Origin of the sequence: Streptomyces sp. GDS52 (assembly GCF_052246875.1) — a bacterium.
Lineage (GTDB): Bacteria > Actinomycetota > Actinomycetes > Streptomycetales > Streptomycetaceae > Streptomyces > Streptomyces cathayae.
The window spans coordinates 173,529-186,229 of the sequence record NZ_CM125966.1 but is presented as its reverse complement, the minus strand read 5'-3'; the positions used below and the strand labels follow the sequence as shown (position 1 = coordinate 186,229).

13 protein-coding genes and 1 pseudogene are annotated in these 12,701 nt (G+C 73.1%); 8 read left to right on the top strand and 6 right to left on the bottom strand.

Annotated elements, in window-relative coordinates:
- The first annotated feature begins 50 nt into the window (after positions 1-50).
- Positions 51-875: an aminoglycoside adenylyltransferase domain-containing protein gene (locus tag ACTWJ9_RS00885; RefSeq protein WP_443295044.1), complete on the top strand. Its 825-nt coding sequence runs from the start codon at positions 51-53 to the stop codon at positions 873-875.
- A 132-nt stretch (positions 876-1,007) separates the two neighbouring features.
- A complete protein-coding gene (locus tag ACTWJ9_RS00880; RefSeq protein ID WP_279332072.1) occupies positions 1,008-1,436 on the top strand; it encodes a VOC family protein in 429 nt (142 codons plus the stop codon).
- Between the two features lie 84 nt (positions 1,437-1,520).
- Here ACTWJ9_RS00880 and ACTWJ9_RS00875 read toward each other — a convergent pair whose 3' ends face one another.
- Positions 1,521-1,973: a YbhB/YbcL family Raf kinase inhibitor-like protein gene (locus ACTWJ9_RS00875; RefSeq protein WP_109382302.1), complete on the bottom strand. Its 453-nt coding sequence runs from the start codon at positions 1,971-1,973 to the stop codon at positions 1,521-1,523.
- A 162-nt stretch (positions 1,974-2,135) separates the two neighbouring features.
- On the opposite strand from ACTWJ9_RS00875, the gene ACTWJ9_RS00870 reads away from it, so the two are divergent.
- Positions 2,136-2,795: a phosphoribosyltransferase gene (locus ACTWJ9_RS00870; protein WP_279332070.1), complete on the top strand. Its 660-nt coding sequence runs from the start codon at positions 2,136-2,138 to the stop codon at positions 2,793-2,795.
- Between the two features lie 54 nt (positions 2,796-2,849).
- On the opposite strand, the gene ACTWJ9_RS00865 is transcribed toward ACTWJ9_RS00870, so the two are convergent.
- Both ACTWJ9_RS00865 and ACTWJ9_RS00860 read right to left on the bottom strand, forming a co-directional pair.
- Positions 2,850-4,040 (bottom strand): CaiB/BaiF CoA transferase family protein, encoded by a 1,191-nt coding sequence (locus ACTWJ9_RS00865; protein WP_388707358.1) that lies wholly within the window; start codon positions 4,038-4,040, stop codon positions 2,850-2,852.
- A 63-nt stretch (positions 4,041-4,103) separates the two neighbouring features.
- Complete coding sequence (locus ACTWJ9_RS00860; RefSeq protein ID WP_443295043.1) at positions 4,104-4,370, bottom strand: hypothetical protein; 267 nt, start codon at positions 4,368-4,370, stop codon at positions 4,104-4,106.
- 180 nt (positions 4,371-4,550) lie between these two features.
- Between ACTWJ9_RS00860 and ACTWJ9_RS00855 the strand changes: the two genes are divergently transcribed.
- The gene (locus ACTWJ9_RS00855) at positions 4,551-5,456 is read left to right on the top strand and encodes a LysR family transcriptional regulator (RefSeq protein WP_279332066.1); all 906 of its coding nucleotides are present in this window, start codon (positions 4,551-4,553) and stop codon (positions 5,454-5,456) included.
- Positions 5,457-5,579: 123 nt separating this feature from the next.
- Here ACTWJ9_RS00855 and ACTWJ9_RS00850 read toward each other — a convergent pair whose 3' ends face one another.
- Complete coding sequence (locus ACTWJ9_RS00850) at positions 5,580-7,100, bottom strand: catalase (protein WP_279332065.1); 1,521 nt, start codon at positions 7,098-7,100, stop codon at positions 5,580-5,582.
- A gap of 545 nt (positions 7,101-7,645) precedes the next feature.
- Between ACTWJ9_RS00850 and ACTWJ9_RS00845 the strand changes: the two are divergent.
- Positions 7,646-7,780: pseudogene (locus tag ACTWJ9_RS00845) on the top strand (XdhC/CoxI family protein); the annotation flags it as partial.
- A gap of 105 nt (positions 7,781-7,885) precedes the next feature.
- On the opposite strand, the gene ACTWJ9_RS00840 reads toward ACTWJ9_RS00845, so the two are convergent.
- A complete protein-coding gene (locus ACTWJ9_RS00840) occupies positions 7,886-8,449 on the bottom strand; it encodes an NAD(P)H-dependent oxidoreductase (RefSeq protein WP_387040252.1) in 564 nt (187 codons plus the stop codon).
- Between the two features lie 179 nt (positions 8,450-8,628).
- On the opposite strand from ACTWJ9_RS00840, the gene ACTWJ9_RS00835 reads away from it, so the two are divergent.
- The 3 genes from ACTWJ9_RS00835 (at position 8,629) to ACTWJ9_RS00825 (ending at position 12,133) form a co-directional block, all read left to right on the top strand.
- A complete protein-coding gene (locus ACTWJ9_RS00835) occupies positions 8,629-9,294 on the top strand; it encodes a TetR/AcrR family transcriptional regulator (protein ID WP_279332062.1) in 666 nt (221 codons plus the stop codon).
- Between the two features lie 180 nt (positions 9,295-9,474).
- Complete coding sequence (locus tag ACTWJ9_RS00830; protein ID WP_279332061.1) at positions 9,475-10,512, top strand: LacI family DNA-binding transcriptional regulator; 1,038 nt, start codon at positions 9,475-9,477, stop codon at positions 10,510-10,512.
- A 184-nt stretch (positions 10,513-10,696) separates the two neighbouring features.
- Positions 10,697-12,133, top strand: a complete 1,437-nt coding sequence (locus tag ACTWJ9_RS00825) for an aldehyde dehydrogenase family protein (protein WP_279332059.1) — start codon at positions 10,697-10,699, stop codon at positions 12,131-12,133.
- A 51-nt stretch (positions 12,134-12,184) separates the two neighbouring features.
- Here the strand turns inward: ACTWJ9_RS00825 and trxA are convergent, their stop codons facing one another.
- Positions 12,185-12,589 (bottom strand): thioredoxin, encoded by a 405-nt coding sequence (gene trxA, locus ACTWJ9_RS00820; protein ID WP_279332058.1) that lies wholly within the window; start codon positions 12,587-12,589, stop codon positions 12,185-12,187.
- Positions 12,590-12,701 lie beyond the last annotated feature (112 nt).

Here is a 12,701-nt window from a genome sequence, read left to right as displayed (position 1 = left end):
CACGGCAGGCGAGGGGCGAGGGGGCGCTTTCCGCCGGGGAGACTGAGCGCATGGCCCGTACCCCCGCCTCTCCTGGTCCTCCTGGTTCTCCCGCCTTCCCGCAGCCCGTGCCCGCCGAGCTCCGCCCCTATCTGGAGGAGCAGGTCCACCGCATCCGCACCGTCTGCGGCCCTCACCTGGTGAGCGTCCTCGCGGTCGGTTCGATCGCCCTCGGCGACTACCTGCACGGGCGCAGTGACGTCGACGTCATGGTCGTGGTGGACCCGTCCCTGCCCCGCCGGGCGCTGCACGAACTGGCCGGGACGCTCAGCCACTTCGCACTGCCGTGTCCCGCGGCCGGGCTGGAACTGGTCGTCCACGCCTCCGACGCCGTCGCCGGGACGGGGGAGGGCGGGGCCGGTTACCTGATGGACCTCAACACCGGCGCGGAACTGCCGGAGAAGGTGAGTTTCGACCCGGGGGAGTCCGCGGACTTCTGGTACGTCATCGACCGTTCCATCGCCTCCCGGGCCGGCCGCCGGCTGTTCGGCAGGCCGGCCCGGGAGGTGATCGCCGAGCCGCCCCGCGCCGCACTGCTCACCGCGCTGCGGGTCTCCGTCCGCGAACACGCCGACGGTGAGGGCCACCTGGCGGACAACAGGGTGCTCAACGGCTGCCGCTCCCTGGTGTTCTGCCGCACCGACCAGTGGCTTCCCAAGCGCAGGGCGGCGAAGGCGGTCGCCGGTTCCGGGACCGCTTTCCGGCCCCTCGTCGAAGCCGCGCTGCACAGCTTCGAACGTCCCCGTGGGGCCGCGCTCCCGCTGCCCGCAGCCGACGTGCGCCGCTTCCTGGACCAGGTGGCCGCCCACGTCGACGAGGCCATGGAGGCCCTGTAGGCGGCGGGGGCGTCGAGAACACCTCGACGACGGCCGACCGGGCTGCCTATGATCCCCGGGCGGCATCGCGTGTCGGTCACCGGCAGGGTGAGGCATGGAGGCGCCGCGGATGCCCGTGGAGGCATGGAAACCGTGTCAGTCGAGTTGAACCACACCATTGTCCTGACCCGCGACCGGGAGAAGTCCGCCCGTTTCCTCGCCCGGATCCTGGGGCTGGAGGTCGGCGAACCGGCCGGAATGTTCCTGCCGGTGACGACGGCCAACGGCGTCACACTGGACTTCGCGACCATCGACGCCGACATTCCCGTGCAGCACTACGCCTTCCTCGTCTCCGAGGAGGAGTTCGGCCCGATCCTCGGCCGGCTCGTGGACGCCGGGGTCCCCGTCCAGGCCGATCCGCACGGCCGGCACCCGCGCCGGATCAACCGCGACGACGGCGGACGCGGTGTGTACTTCCGCGACCCGGCCGGACACGGCCTGGAAGTGATCACCCGCCCCTACGGCAGCGACCCGGCGTCACCGCTGAACGGCGTCACGGAGGAAGTCCCCGGAGCGCTCTGAGCACCGGACCGGCCGGGGCGGGCGGGCCGCGAGCCGTCTCACCAGCCCCGGCCGCGGTCCCCGCCGGTGAGACCCGGCGGGGGCTCAGCGCCGGTACAGCCCCACCAGGGTGCCGTCGGCGATCCGGGCCCTGTCCACCGCCTCGTGCACCTGTTCCGCGCGGGGCGCGTCGGGCAGCACACACGGCTCGGCGAGGGCGTAGAGCCGGAAGACGTAGTGGTGCGCGTCGTCCCCGGGCGGCGGATGCGGCCCGCCCCAGCCGCGCTCCCCGTAGCCGTTGACCAGCGCGGTGCCCCGCGGCGGACTCTGCCCCGCGCCGACACCGCCGCTGTGCGGGTCGATGCCCACGACGATCCAGTGCACGAACGTCCCCGACGGCGCGTCGGGGTCCTCGCACAGCAGGACCAGCTCCGCCGCGTCGTCCGGCACGCCGCTCCAGGCCAGCGGCGGCGAGACGTTCGCCGCCTCGTAGGCGTGCCGCCGCGCGATGAACGTGTGGTCGTTGAAGGCGTCACTGCCGATGTCGATACCGGTCATGCGCCCCGGGGTACCCCCTCGTCCCCCGGTCATGCGCTCCTGCACCGGCGCGGGAGGTTCGTCGGCGGAGCGTGCTTCGGACCGTCCGCGACGGGGTACGCGGGAGCCGCACCGGGGCAGCCGCCCCCGGTGCCAGGACCGGTGCGGAGAGGGGCGTCCGTCATGCTGTTCCGTGATCGGCGGGAAGCCGGCCGGGAACTCGCCGAGAGGCTGCGCGGGATGCAGGGCGACGGCGCGCTGCCCGAGGCCGTGGTCCTCGCCCTGCCCCGCGGTGGCGTCCCCGTGGCCCACGAGGTCGCCGAGGCGCTCGAGGCGCCGCTCGACGTACTCGTCGTCCGGAAGATCGGCGCCCCCTTCCACCGGGAGGTCGGCGTCGGTGCGATGGCCGGTGACGAGGTGCCCCTGTTCGATCCGTCGACCCTGCGGGCACTGGGCCTGAGCGAGGCCGATCTCGATTCCGTGGTCGAGGGGGAGCGTGTCGAACTGCGGCGCCGTGAACAGCTCTACCGCCAGGGCCGGCCCGCCCCCGAGCTGCGGGGACGTACCGTGATCGTCGTCGACGACGGTCTGGCGACCGGTTCCACGGCCCGTGCCGCGCTCCGGTTCGTACGGCGTCAGGCGCCCGCCCGGCTCGTGCTGGCCGTCCCGGTCGGCTCCCCGGAGAGTGTCGAACGGATGCGCGCCGAGGCCGACGAGGTGGTCTGCCCGCACCGGCCCGTCGGCTTCATGGCCGTGGGCGAGTGGTACTCGGACTTCGACCAGCTGACGGACGAGGACGTGCTGACGGCGCTGCACCGGCGCCAGGGGGCGTCCGGTTCGTAGGCGCGGATCGGACGCCGTGGCCTGCCTGTCGCCCGCGCGGACGACGGCACCCGTTCAGACGACGTCGGCCGCGCGCAGGGCGTCGATGTCGGCGGGGGAGTGGCCCAGTTCGGTGAGGATCGCCTCCGTGTGTTCGCCGACGGCCGGCACCGGGTCCATGCGGGGCGGCAGGCCCGCGAGGTCGGCCGGCGGAAGCAGGGCCTGAACGGTCGCTCCGGGCACGGCCACCTCGCGCCAGCGGTCGCGGGCGGCGAGGACCGGGTGGTCGAGGAAGGCGGCGACGTCGTTGACCCCGGCGCAGGCGATGCCGGCGGCCTCCAGCTCCTCCAGCAGCTCCTCGGCGCCGGAGCGGGCGCAGCGCTCGGTGATGACGGCGTCGAGTTCCTCACGGTGCGCCACCCGGGCGGAACCGGTGACGAAGCGGGGATCCCCGGCCAGCTCGGGGCGGCCCAGGAACTCCGTGCACAGGGCCGCCCACTCGCGCTCGTTCTGGACGGAGAACAGCACCTCACGCCCGTCGGCGGCCGGGTACGTCCCGTACGGGGCGATCGTGGCGTGCCGGGTGCCCAGCCGCGGGGGCTGGGTGCCGCCGTAGCGGGTGTAATAGGCGGGCTGGCCCACCCACTCGGCGAGCGCCTCGAACAGCGACACCTCCACGGGGTGGACGGTGCCGGTGGTCGCGCGGGTGTACAGCGCGGTGAGGACACCGCTGTACGCGTACATCCCGGCGGCGATGTCGGCCACCGAGATGCCGGTCCGGGCGGTGCCGTCCGGGGTCCCGGTCAGTGACACCAGGCCCGTCTGGCACTGCACCAGCAGGTCGTACGCCTTGCGGTCGGCCCAGGGACCGCTCGTGCCGTAGCCGGAGACGGTGCAGGGGATCAGCCGGGGGTGGCGCCGGGTGAGCTCGTCGGTGCCCAGGCCGAGCCGGCCGGCCGCGCCCGGTGCCAGGTTCTGCACGAACACGTCGGCACCGGCGAGGAGCCGGTGCAGGATCTCCAGGCCCCGCGGATCCTTGAGGTTCAGCGTGAGGGAGTCCTTGGAGCGGTTGAGCCACACGAAGTAGCTGGAGTGACCGTGGACGGTGGTGTCGTAGCGACGGGCGAAGTCCCCCTCGCCCGGCCGCTCCACCTTGATCACACGGGCGCCGAGATCGGCGAGCTGCCGGGTGGCGTACGGAGCGGCCACGGCCTGCTCCAGACTGACCACCGTGACCCCGGACAGGGGAAGTCTCTGCACGTCCACGCCTTCCGCTCACCTCCCCGATTAGTACGGCCGAGGTGCGCGGCCTGTCAACGGGCGCCCCGTTCAGTGACCCGTCCCGCCCACACCGCACGCCCCGCCCGCCCGGCTCGGCGGGACGTCGGCGGGCGGCCTGCTGCGGGTGACGACGCGGCTGCCGCGGTCGTCGGCGACGCGGACCTGGAGCGAGCCGCAGCCGCAGCGGGTCCACACGGTGCTGCCCGCCGCGGTGGTGTGCCGCAACACCAGCCGGAACGGCTCGCCGTCGTCCGGCCATCCGCAGTACGGGCAGACGACGCCGGTCGCGCCGGTGCTTTTGGGCGTGCTGGTCATGATGACTCCTCAGCTCCTCACATCCCCGGGCCCGCGCAGCCTCGAGCCCGCGCGTTCTCGAACGTGCGGCTCCCCTGACGACACGGCCCGGTCGGCCGTCGTGACACAGCCCAGGGTGCGCCGGAACATCCGTACACGTCCAGGTTGACTTTGTGGACTCGACCGTGAAGCGTGGGCTACATGATTGACCTGCGCCGGCTGCACGTCCTGAGGGCGGTCGCCCACTACGGCACGGTCACAGCGGCTGCCCGGGCCCTGCACTTCACCCCGTCCGCCGCCTCCCAGCAGATCCGCCAGCTCGCCCGCGACCTGGACGTCGACCTGCTGGAACCACAGGGGCGCGGGGTACGGCTCTCCCCGGCGGCCGAGAGCCTGCTCGCGCACGCCGACGCCATCCAGGCCCGCTGGGAGCAGGCCGAACTGGACCTGCGGGCCGACCGCGGCGCCCCCGCCGGGCTGCTGCGGGTGACCGGATTCCCGGTGGCGATCTCGGTGCTGCTGGCGCCCATGGCGGCCCGGCTGGGCGCGCGCCATCCGCGGCTGACGGTGCGGATCCTGGAGACGGAGGTGCCGAAGAGCTTCGACCTGCTCTTCGAGGGGGCCACCGATCTGGCGATCGTGGAGGCCACCCCGAGGAACCCGCCGCTCGGCGACGCGCGCTTCGACCAGCGGCCGCTGCTGGACGACCCGTTCGACCTGGTGGTCCCGAAGGGGCATCCGCTGGCCGGGCGGGAGCGGGCCGGCCTCGAGGAGGCGGCGCGCGAGCCGTGGATCGCGCCGGTGCCGGAGAGTCCCTGCCGGCCGCATGTGATGTCGGCGTGCGGCGCCGCCGGGTTCACCCCGGACGTCGTCCACCACGCCCTCGACTGGAACGTCACCGCCCATCTCGTCGCGCACGGGCTGGGCGTCGCCCTGATCCCGCGGCTGGCCCAGCTGTCCCCGCATCTGCCGATCACCCGGGTGCGCTGTACGGGCAACCCGCACCGCAAACTGCTGACCTGCACGCGAGGAGGCGGCCACGCCCGCCCGGCGGTCGAGGCCGCCCTGCGCGAACTACGGGAACTGGCGCCGACGGCCGTCGCCTGACGGCCGTTCGAACAGTCGGGCAGACCCCGCAGGCGCGGACACAGGTGCGGGGCGCGCGCCGTGTGACGCACGCCCCGCACGGACGGGAAACCGAAGCCGCCCACTCGTCCTTCGCCGAAGGCGTCAGGCCTTTTCCTGCAGGGTGCGCCGGGCCGGATTGCCCTGTTCGGCGGCCTTGGGGTCCTTCTCGTCCGCCTTCGCCCGCACGCCCTGGGCGATACGGGCACCGATCTTCTTGTCGATGTTCGTCCAGTACTCGAAGGCCCGCTCGAGGACGGGTTCGGTCACGCCGTTGAGGAGGTGTCCGACGACGTTGTCGACCAGCCGGTCGCGCGCGGCGTCGTCCATGACCTCGCGCACCAGGGTGCCGGGCTGGCCCCAGTCGTCGTCCTCGGGGTGGGAGACGTAGGCGGTGCGCATGAGGGCCCCGTCGGCCTCCCAGCTGGGCGGAGTGCCGTAGTGCTCGGTGTCGGCCGCGGGACCGCCCTTGGAGTTCGGCGCGTACACCGGGTCGGCCGTCTTCCGGTAGGCCATCGCGCCGTCCTTGGAGTAGGTGTGGACGTCGACGACCGGGGCGTTCACGGGGAGCTGCTGGTAGTTGGTGCCGATCCGGGCGCGGTGGGCGTCGGCGTAGGAGAAGAGCCGCGCCAGCAGCATGCGGTCCGGGCTCGGGCCGATGCCGGGGACCAGGTTGTTGGGCTGGAAGGCCGCCTGCTCGATCTCGGCGTGGTTGTCGGTCGGGTTGCGGTCGAGTGTCATGCGGCCGACCGGGATGAGGGGGTAGTCGCCGTGCGGCCACACCTTGGTCAGGTCGAAGGGGTTGAACCGGTAGCCCGCGGCTTCCTCGTACGGCATGACCTGCATGTGCAGGGTCCAGCTCGGGTAATCGCCGTCGCGGATGTGCTCGAAGAGGTCCCGCATGTGGTAGTCGGTGTCGACGGAGGCCATCTGGTCGGCCTCGTGCTGGGTGAAGCACTCGATGCCCTGGTCCGTCTTGAAGTGGTACCTCACCCAGAACCGCTCGCCGTCGGCGTTGATCCACATGTACGTGTGGGAGGAGTAGCCGTTCATGTGGCGCCACGTCCGCGGGATGCCGCGGTCTCCCATGAGCCAGGTGACCTGGTGGGCGGATTCCGGCGAGAGGGTCCAGAAGTCCCACTGCATGTCGTGGTCGCGCAGGTTGTTGTCCGCGCGGCGCTTCTGCGACCGGATGAAGTGCTGGAACTTCATCGGGTCCTTGATGAAGAACACCGGCGTGTCGTTGCCGACCATGTCGTAGTTGCCCTCGCTGGTGTAGAACTTCACCGCGAAGCCGCGCGGGTCGCGCCAGGTGTCCGGGCTGCCGCGCTCGCCCGCGACGGTCGAGAAGCGGACGAGCAGATCGGTGCGGGTGCCCGGCTGGAAGACGGCCGCCTTGGTGTAGGCGCTCACGTCGTGGGTCACCTCGAAGTGGCCGAAGGCGCCGCTTCCCTTGGCGTGCGGCTGACGTTCGGGGATCCGCTCGCGGTTGAACTGCGCCATCTGCTCGATGAGGTAGGCGTCGTGCAGCAGGATCGGCCCCCCGGGACCTACGGTGAGCGAGTGCTCGTCACTCTCCGCCGGGGCGCCGGAGTCCGTCGTGGTGGCGGGCGGGGTGTCTGTCATGGGTCAGCCTTTCGTCTTCCGGTGGTGGAGGACCGGGTCCCGCGCGGCACGGGACCGGGACGACCGAGGCCTTTTCGCGTGCCCCGGAGCGGCTGTGTCCATCCGGCCCGGCCCCGGCACGGCCGTGTTCTCCCCGGGGCCCTGGTCCGTCCCGGCCGGACCGGGGCGGTCACGCCGGACCGCGGCCGGCGGCGCCCCGCCGTGAGAACACCTCGCCGGGATCCCACGTCTCGCGGGTGCGAAAGCCGTGGTGCGGCAGAAGCGGTCGTCCGCCGGCGCCCCCGGTCCCGTACCGCGTCCTGACGTCGGGAGGCCCCACTCGGCCGCCCGTCGCCGCTCTGCTCCTCCGGAGTGCCGTCGTCGGCATCAGTCGACCACCGGGGGCCGGAGCCCGCAACGCGGGAGAGGCCGTGAGGGGGGAATCCCGGTGTCCGTAGGAGCGGCCGCTCGCGCGGCCGCCCGGCCGTCACGTCGGACGGCGGGCTCGGCCCGCCACCGGTCGTCCGCGCCTGCCGCCGTCCGGATGCCCCCGCGCGCAGCCCGTCCTCGGGGCGCGTACGCCGGAGGGGACCGCCCTGTCCATCGCGGCGGAGACCGTCGCAACCCGGCGGGGCGGCAGGGGAACGCCGCTGACCGGCTCGCGGACGCCGGTCCACCACGAGGAACGCGCGACGGCCGGGGTCCGAGCGCGGGGCGGGCGGCCCGTCCGCACGGCCGAAGGGGCCGGCGCCGTCGTCGGTACGGCACCGGCCCCTTCGGGACAGGTCAGGTCGTGCGGGGTGCGGTCAGACGGCGGCCGGCGCGGTGGCGTGGCCGTTGAGGGCGACGACGACCTCGGTCAGCTGCCCGACGACCTCGGCGTCGTCGGCGGGGCGGACCTCGGCGAAACGGGTCACGGAGCCCGGGATCGAGAGCTTGATGTCCTCGATCACCTTGCCGCCCGCGATCCCCAGGGCCTTGCGGGCCTCGTCCTGCGCCCAGACGCCGCCGTACTGGCCGAAGGCGGTGCCGATCACGGCGACGGGCTTGTCACCGAGGGCGGCGGCGCCGTACGGGCGGGACAGCCAGTCGATGGCGTTCTTCAGGACGGCCGGCATCGTGCCGTTGTACTCGGGCGTGAAGAGCAGCAGGGCGTCGGCGCTGCCCACGGCCTCGCGCAGCCGGGTGGCGGCGGCGGGGACGCTGCCCTCGACGTCGATGTCCTCGTTGTAGAAGGGGATCTCCGCGAGACCCTCGTAGAGCACCACGTCGGAGCCCTCGGGCGCGAGCTTCACCGCGGCCTCGGCGAGCTGACGGTTGTGCGAACCGGCGCGGAGGCTGCCGACGAGGGCGAGGATGCGGACGGACATGAGAACTCCTGAGGGGGGTGGAATACCGGGTGGGACATGGGTGGGGCAAACGGTGCGACGGTCGGACGCGACGGAGTGACGAAACACTGCCGCAACAATCCGGACCGAGGTCCGTTTTCTTTTCTAGCACCCTAACCGGACCCTGGTCCAGTTTCTTCCCGATGCCTTACCCTGGCTTCATGTCCGTCGTGCCGTCGCCCGCCCCGAGACCTCAGGAGCCCGTCGAGCCGCAGGAGTTGCCGCAACTCGGCGGCGAGATCGACGAGCCCTGCCTGCGGGCCGACGCGGCGCGCAACCGCGCCCGGCTGCTGGAGGCCGCCGCTCTGCTCGTCGCCGAGCGCGGCGCGGACGGCCTCACCATGGAGGCGGTGGCAGCGGCGGCCCGGGTGGGCAAGGGGACGGTCTTCCGGCGCTTCGGCGACCGCACCGGGCTGCTGTCGGCGCTGCTCGACCACTCCGAGAAGAAGTTCCAGGCCGCCTTCCTCACCGGACCCCCGCCGATGGGGCCGGGGGCGCCGCCCGCGGAGCGCCTGCGGGCGTTCGGTCTCGCCCTGCTGCGCCGCACGGCCGACGAACTGGAACTGCAGCTCGCCGCCGAACCGTGCGCCGACCGCCGCTTCACCAACCCGCCCCGCCGTGTGCTGATCCACCATGTGTCGCTGCTGCTGCGCGAGGCAGTCCCCGAAGCGGACTGCGAACTGCTCGCCCACACCCTGATGGCGCCGCTCGACCCCGCCCTGGTCCACCACCTGACCCAGCAGCGCGGGATGCCGATGGAGCGGCTGGAGGCCGCGTGGGTGGACCTCGTCGACCGCGTGACGGGTCCCACGGCCTCCCCCGGCTGACCGGGCCGGCGTACCGCGGCCGCACGGTACCGGAGCGCGCCACCTTGACGGCGCCACCCCGGCCGCGTGGCTCCGGCCGTGCGGCCGGGGCGTCCTGAACTGGGCCGGGATCGTGCTGAGACGCTCTCAACTCCCCCGGCCGAAGGGCCCGTTCGGGCTTCTGCGAAGATGCGTTGCGTCATGGTGCAGATACCGAACCCACCCACGCCCGCATCCGCCGCACTGCCGCGTGCCGTGCCCACGAGCGCCGACGTGGCCCGACTGGCCGGCGTCTCGCGCGCGACCGTCTCCTACGTCCTGAACAACGCCGAGGCCGTCCGGATCAGCGAGCCCACCCGCCGCCGCGTCCACGACGCCGCCAGGGAACTCGGGTACGTGCCGCATGCGGCGGCCCGCAGCTTACGGGCCGGCCACAGCCGCATGGTGCTGATGCCGGCCCCGGCCTTCCCGGTCGGCCCGGTCTACAGCCAGTTCGTCAACGACCTCCAGGTGGCGCTCGGCCGCCTCGACTACACGGTCGTGCAGTACGGCACCGTCGGCGTGCACGACGACGAGGCCGCCCGTGCCTGGGCCGAACTGCGGCCCGTGGCCGTGCTGGTCCCCGGCTCCGGGCTCGGCCCGCGGGGTGTCGCCGTGCTCAAACGCTCCGGAGCGCGTGCCGTGATCACCCTCGGCCCGGAGTCCGTCGAGGGCGCGCACGCCCTGCTCATGGACCACGACGTCGTCGGCCACAGCGCGGGCGCCCATCTGTTCGACCGCGGTCGGCGCCGCATCGGCGTCGTCGTCCCGCGCGAGCCGGGTCTGGGGGCGTTCTCCGCGCCTCGCCTGGCCGGTGTGCGTGCGGCGCTGCGCGGCACCGACGCGACGGTCACCGAACTGCCCCTCGCCCACGACGAGGGCGCCGCCGCGCGGCTCGCCGCCGGCTGGCGCGACCTCGGCCTCGACGCCGTGTTCACCTACAACGACGAGTACGCGATGCTGCTGATGCGGGCCCTGGACGACGTCGGCGTCCGCATCCCGGAGGAGACGGCCGTGGTCGGCGCCGACAACCTCATGCTGGGCCGGCTGCTGCGGCCCCGGCTGACCACCGTCCATCTCGACCTGCCGCCCGGCCGGGAACTCGCCGAACTCGTCGACCGAGCGGTGCGCGATCCCGCCGCCGCACCCGAGGCCCACAAGGTGCTGGGGGCGTCGGTGGTCCAGCGCGAATCCAGCTGAGGCCCGTTCGCATGCCGGGTGCCTGCCCGCACCGCATGCGAGTCCCGGTCGCGTCGTCGGACGATGGGGAAGCGGACCGTCCGGATGGCGACTAGAATGTTGCCTACTCAACTAAATGGTACGCGGAAGGACAGCCGGGCTCGCGCTCGCGCGGTGCGCCGGCGACCGATCGGAGAGCTCACCCATGCCGTTGCTCGACGCCACGACCTGGCAGCCCCGCCGTCTCGCGGGACCCGACCACACCGTCACGGAGCCCGCCACCGGCGAACAGCTGGCCACCGTCACCCTCGCCACCGGTGAGGACGTCGGAGCCGCCGCCGAAGCGGGCCGCGCCGCCCAGACCGAGTGGGCCAAGGCCCCGCACTTCGTCCGTGCCGCGGTGCTCCGCAAGGCCGGCGACCTGTTCGCCGCGCACGCCGACGAACTGCGGGAGTGGCTGGTCCGGGAAGCCGGCAACATCCCCGGCAAGGCCGACTTCGAACTGCACGTCGCCGCCCAGGAGTGCTACGAGGCCGCGGCCCTGGCCTCCCGCCCGCCCGGTCAGGTGCTGCCCACCGAAGGACCCCGGCTGTCGTACACCCGGCGGGTGCCGGTGGGTGTGGTGGGCGTCATCGCGCCGTTCAACGCGCCGCTGATCCTGTCCATCCGCTCCGTCGCCCCGGCCCTCGCGCTCGGCAACGCGGTCGTCCTGAAACCGGACCCGCGCACCGCGGTCTGCGGCGGGCTGGCGCTCGCCGCGGTGTTCGCCGAGGCGGGACTGCCCGAAGGGCTGCTGCACATCCTGCCGGGCGGCGCGGAGACCGGCCAGGCACTCGTCGCCGACCCGCTCATCCCCGTCATCTCCTTCACCGGCTCCACCGGCGCCGGCCGGCACGTCGGGGAGGCCGCGGGCCGTCACCTCAAGCGGGCCCACCTGGAACTCGGCGGCAACTCCGCGCTGATCGTGCTGGAGGACGCCGACCTCGACGCGGTGATCTCCACGGCGGCCTGGGGATCGTTCTTCCACCAGGGCCAGATCTGCATGACGACCGGACGCCACCTGGTGCACGCCTCGCTCTACGACGAGTACGTCGAACGGCTGGCCGCCAAGGCGGACTCGCTCGCCGTCGGCGACCCGCACCGCGACCAGGTCCACCTCGGCCCGCTCATCGACCGCGGACAACTCGACAAGGTCCACGCCCTGGTCGAGTCCAGCACCGCCGGCGGCGCGAAACTCGCCGCCGGCGGCACCCACGACCGGCTGTTCTACCGTCCCACCGTCCTCGCGGACACCGGCGACGACACCCCCGCGTACACGGAGGAGGTGTTCGGCCCCGTCGCACCCGTACGGTCCTTCGGCGACGCCGACGAGGCCGCCGCCCTGGCCGCCGCGAGCCCCTACGGCCTCGCGCTGGGCATCGTCACCGCCGACACGGCACGCGGCCTGGACCTGGCGGAGCGGATCCCGACGGGGATCGTGCACATCAACGACCAGACCGTGAACGACGAGGCCGTGGCCCCCTTCGGCGGCGTCGCCGCCTCCGGCACCGGATCCCGCTTCGGCGGCGACGCCAACCTGGACGCGTTCACCGAGGTGCGCTGGACCACCGTGCGCGGGGACGTCGCGCAGTACCCCTTCTAGGCGGTTTCCAGAAGGAACCGTGTCCGAAGGACCCGAGCCGGGGCCGGTCGGTCACCGGTCCTGGCCCGGGCTCCCCGCCTCGCCGCCGGCCTTCGCCTGCTGCTCGGCGATCGACTTGCGGACCTCGTCCATGTCCAGCTTCCGGGCCTGCCCGATGACGTCCGTCAGCGCGGCCTCGGGCAGGGCACCCGGCTGGGCGAACACGGCCACCTGGTCGCGGACGATCATCAGCGTCGGGATCGACTGGATGCTGAAGGCCGCGGCCAGCTCCGGCTGCGCCTCCGTGTCCACCTTGCCGAACACCAGGTCAGGGTTGTCCTTCGCGGCCTTCTCGTACACGGGCGCGAACTGACGGCACGGCCCGCACCAGGACGCCCAGAAGTCGATGAGAACGAACTCGTTCTCCGTGACCAGCTGGTCGAAGTTCTCCTTGGTGAGCTCCACGGTGCTGCTCATGGTGTTCCCTCTTCCTGGTGTCGGGGCGAGCCGTCCGCACAACACGGCCGACCGGGTCACGTATTCCGCGCCCCTACCCATGTGGCCACCCTGCACACCACCCACCAGACTG

Excerpts from the sequence above, each read along its gene's own strand:
- trxA (WP_279332058.1), bottom strand. The coding sequence starts at position 12,589 with ATGAGCAGCACCGTGGAGCTCACCAAGGAGAACTTCGACCAGCTGGTC.
- ACTWJ9_RS00860 (WP_443295043.1), bottom strand. The coding sequence starts at position 4,370 with ATGACCAGCACGCCCAAAAGCACCGGCGCGACCGGCGTCGTCTGCCCG.
- ACTWJ9_RS00850 (WP_279332065.1), bottom strand. The coding sequence starts at position 7,100 with ATGACAGACACCCCGCCCGCCACCACGACGGACTCCGGCGCCCCGGCG.
- ACTWJ9_RS00830 (WP_279332061.1), top strand. The coding sequence starts at position 9,475 with ATGGTGCAGATACCGAACCCACCCACGCCCGCATCCGCCGCACTGCCG.
- ACTWJ9_RS00855 (WP_279332066.1), top strand. The coding sequence starts at position 4,551 with ATGATTGACCTGCGCCGGCTGCACGTCCTGAGGGCGGTCGCCCACTAC.
- ACTWJ9_RS00840 (WP_387040252.1), bottom strand. The coding sequence starts at position 8,449 with ATGTCCGTCCGCATCCTCGCCCTCGTCGGCAGCCTCCGCGCCGGTTCG.
- ACTWJ9_RS00875 (WP_109382302.1), bottom strand. The coding sequence starts at position 1,973 with ATGACCGGTATCGACATCGGCAGTGACGCCTTCAACGACCACACGTTC.
- ACTWJ9_RS00835 (WP_279332062.1), top strand. The coding sequence starts at position 8,629 with ATGTCCGTCGTGCCGTCGCCCGCCCCGAGACCTCAGGAGCCCGTCGAG.
- ACTWJ9_RS00885 (WP_443295044.1), top strand. The coding sequence starts at position 51 with ATGGCCCGTACCCCCGCCTCTCCTGGTCCTCCTGGTTCTCCCGCCTTC.
- ACTWJ9_RS00870 (WP_279332070.1), top strand. The coding sequence starts at position 2,136 with ATGCTGTTCCGTGATCGGCGGGAAGCCGGCCGGGAACTCGCCGAGAGG.
- ACTWJ9_RS00825 (WP_279332059.1), top strand. The coding sequence starts at position 10,697 with ATGCCGTTGCTCGACGCCACGACCTGGCAGCCCCGCCGTCTCGCGGGA.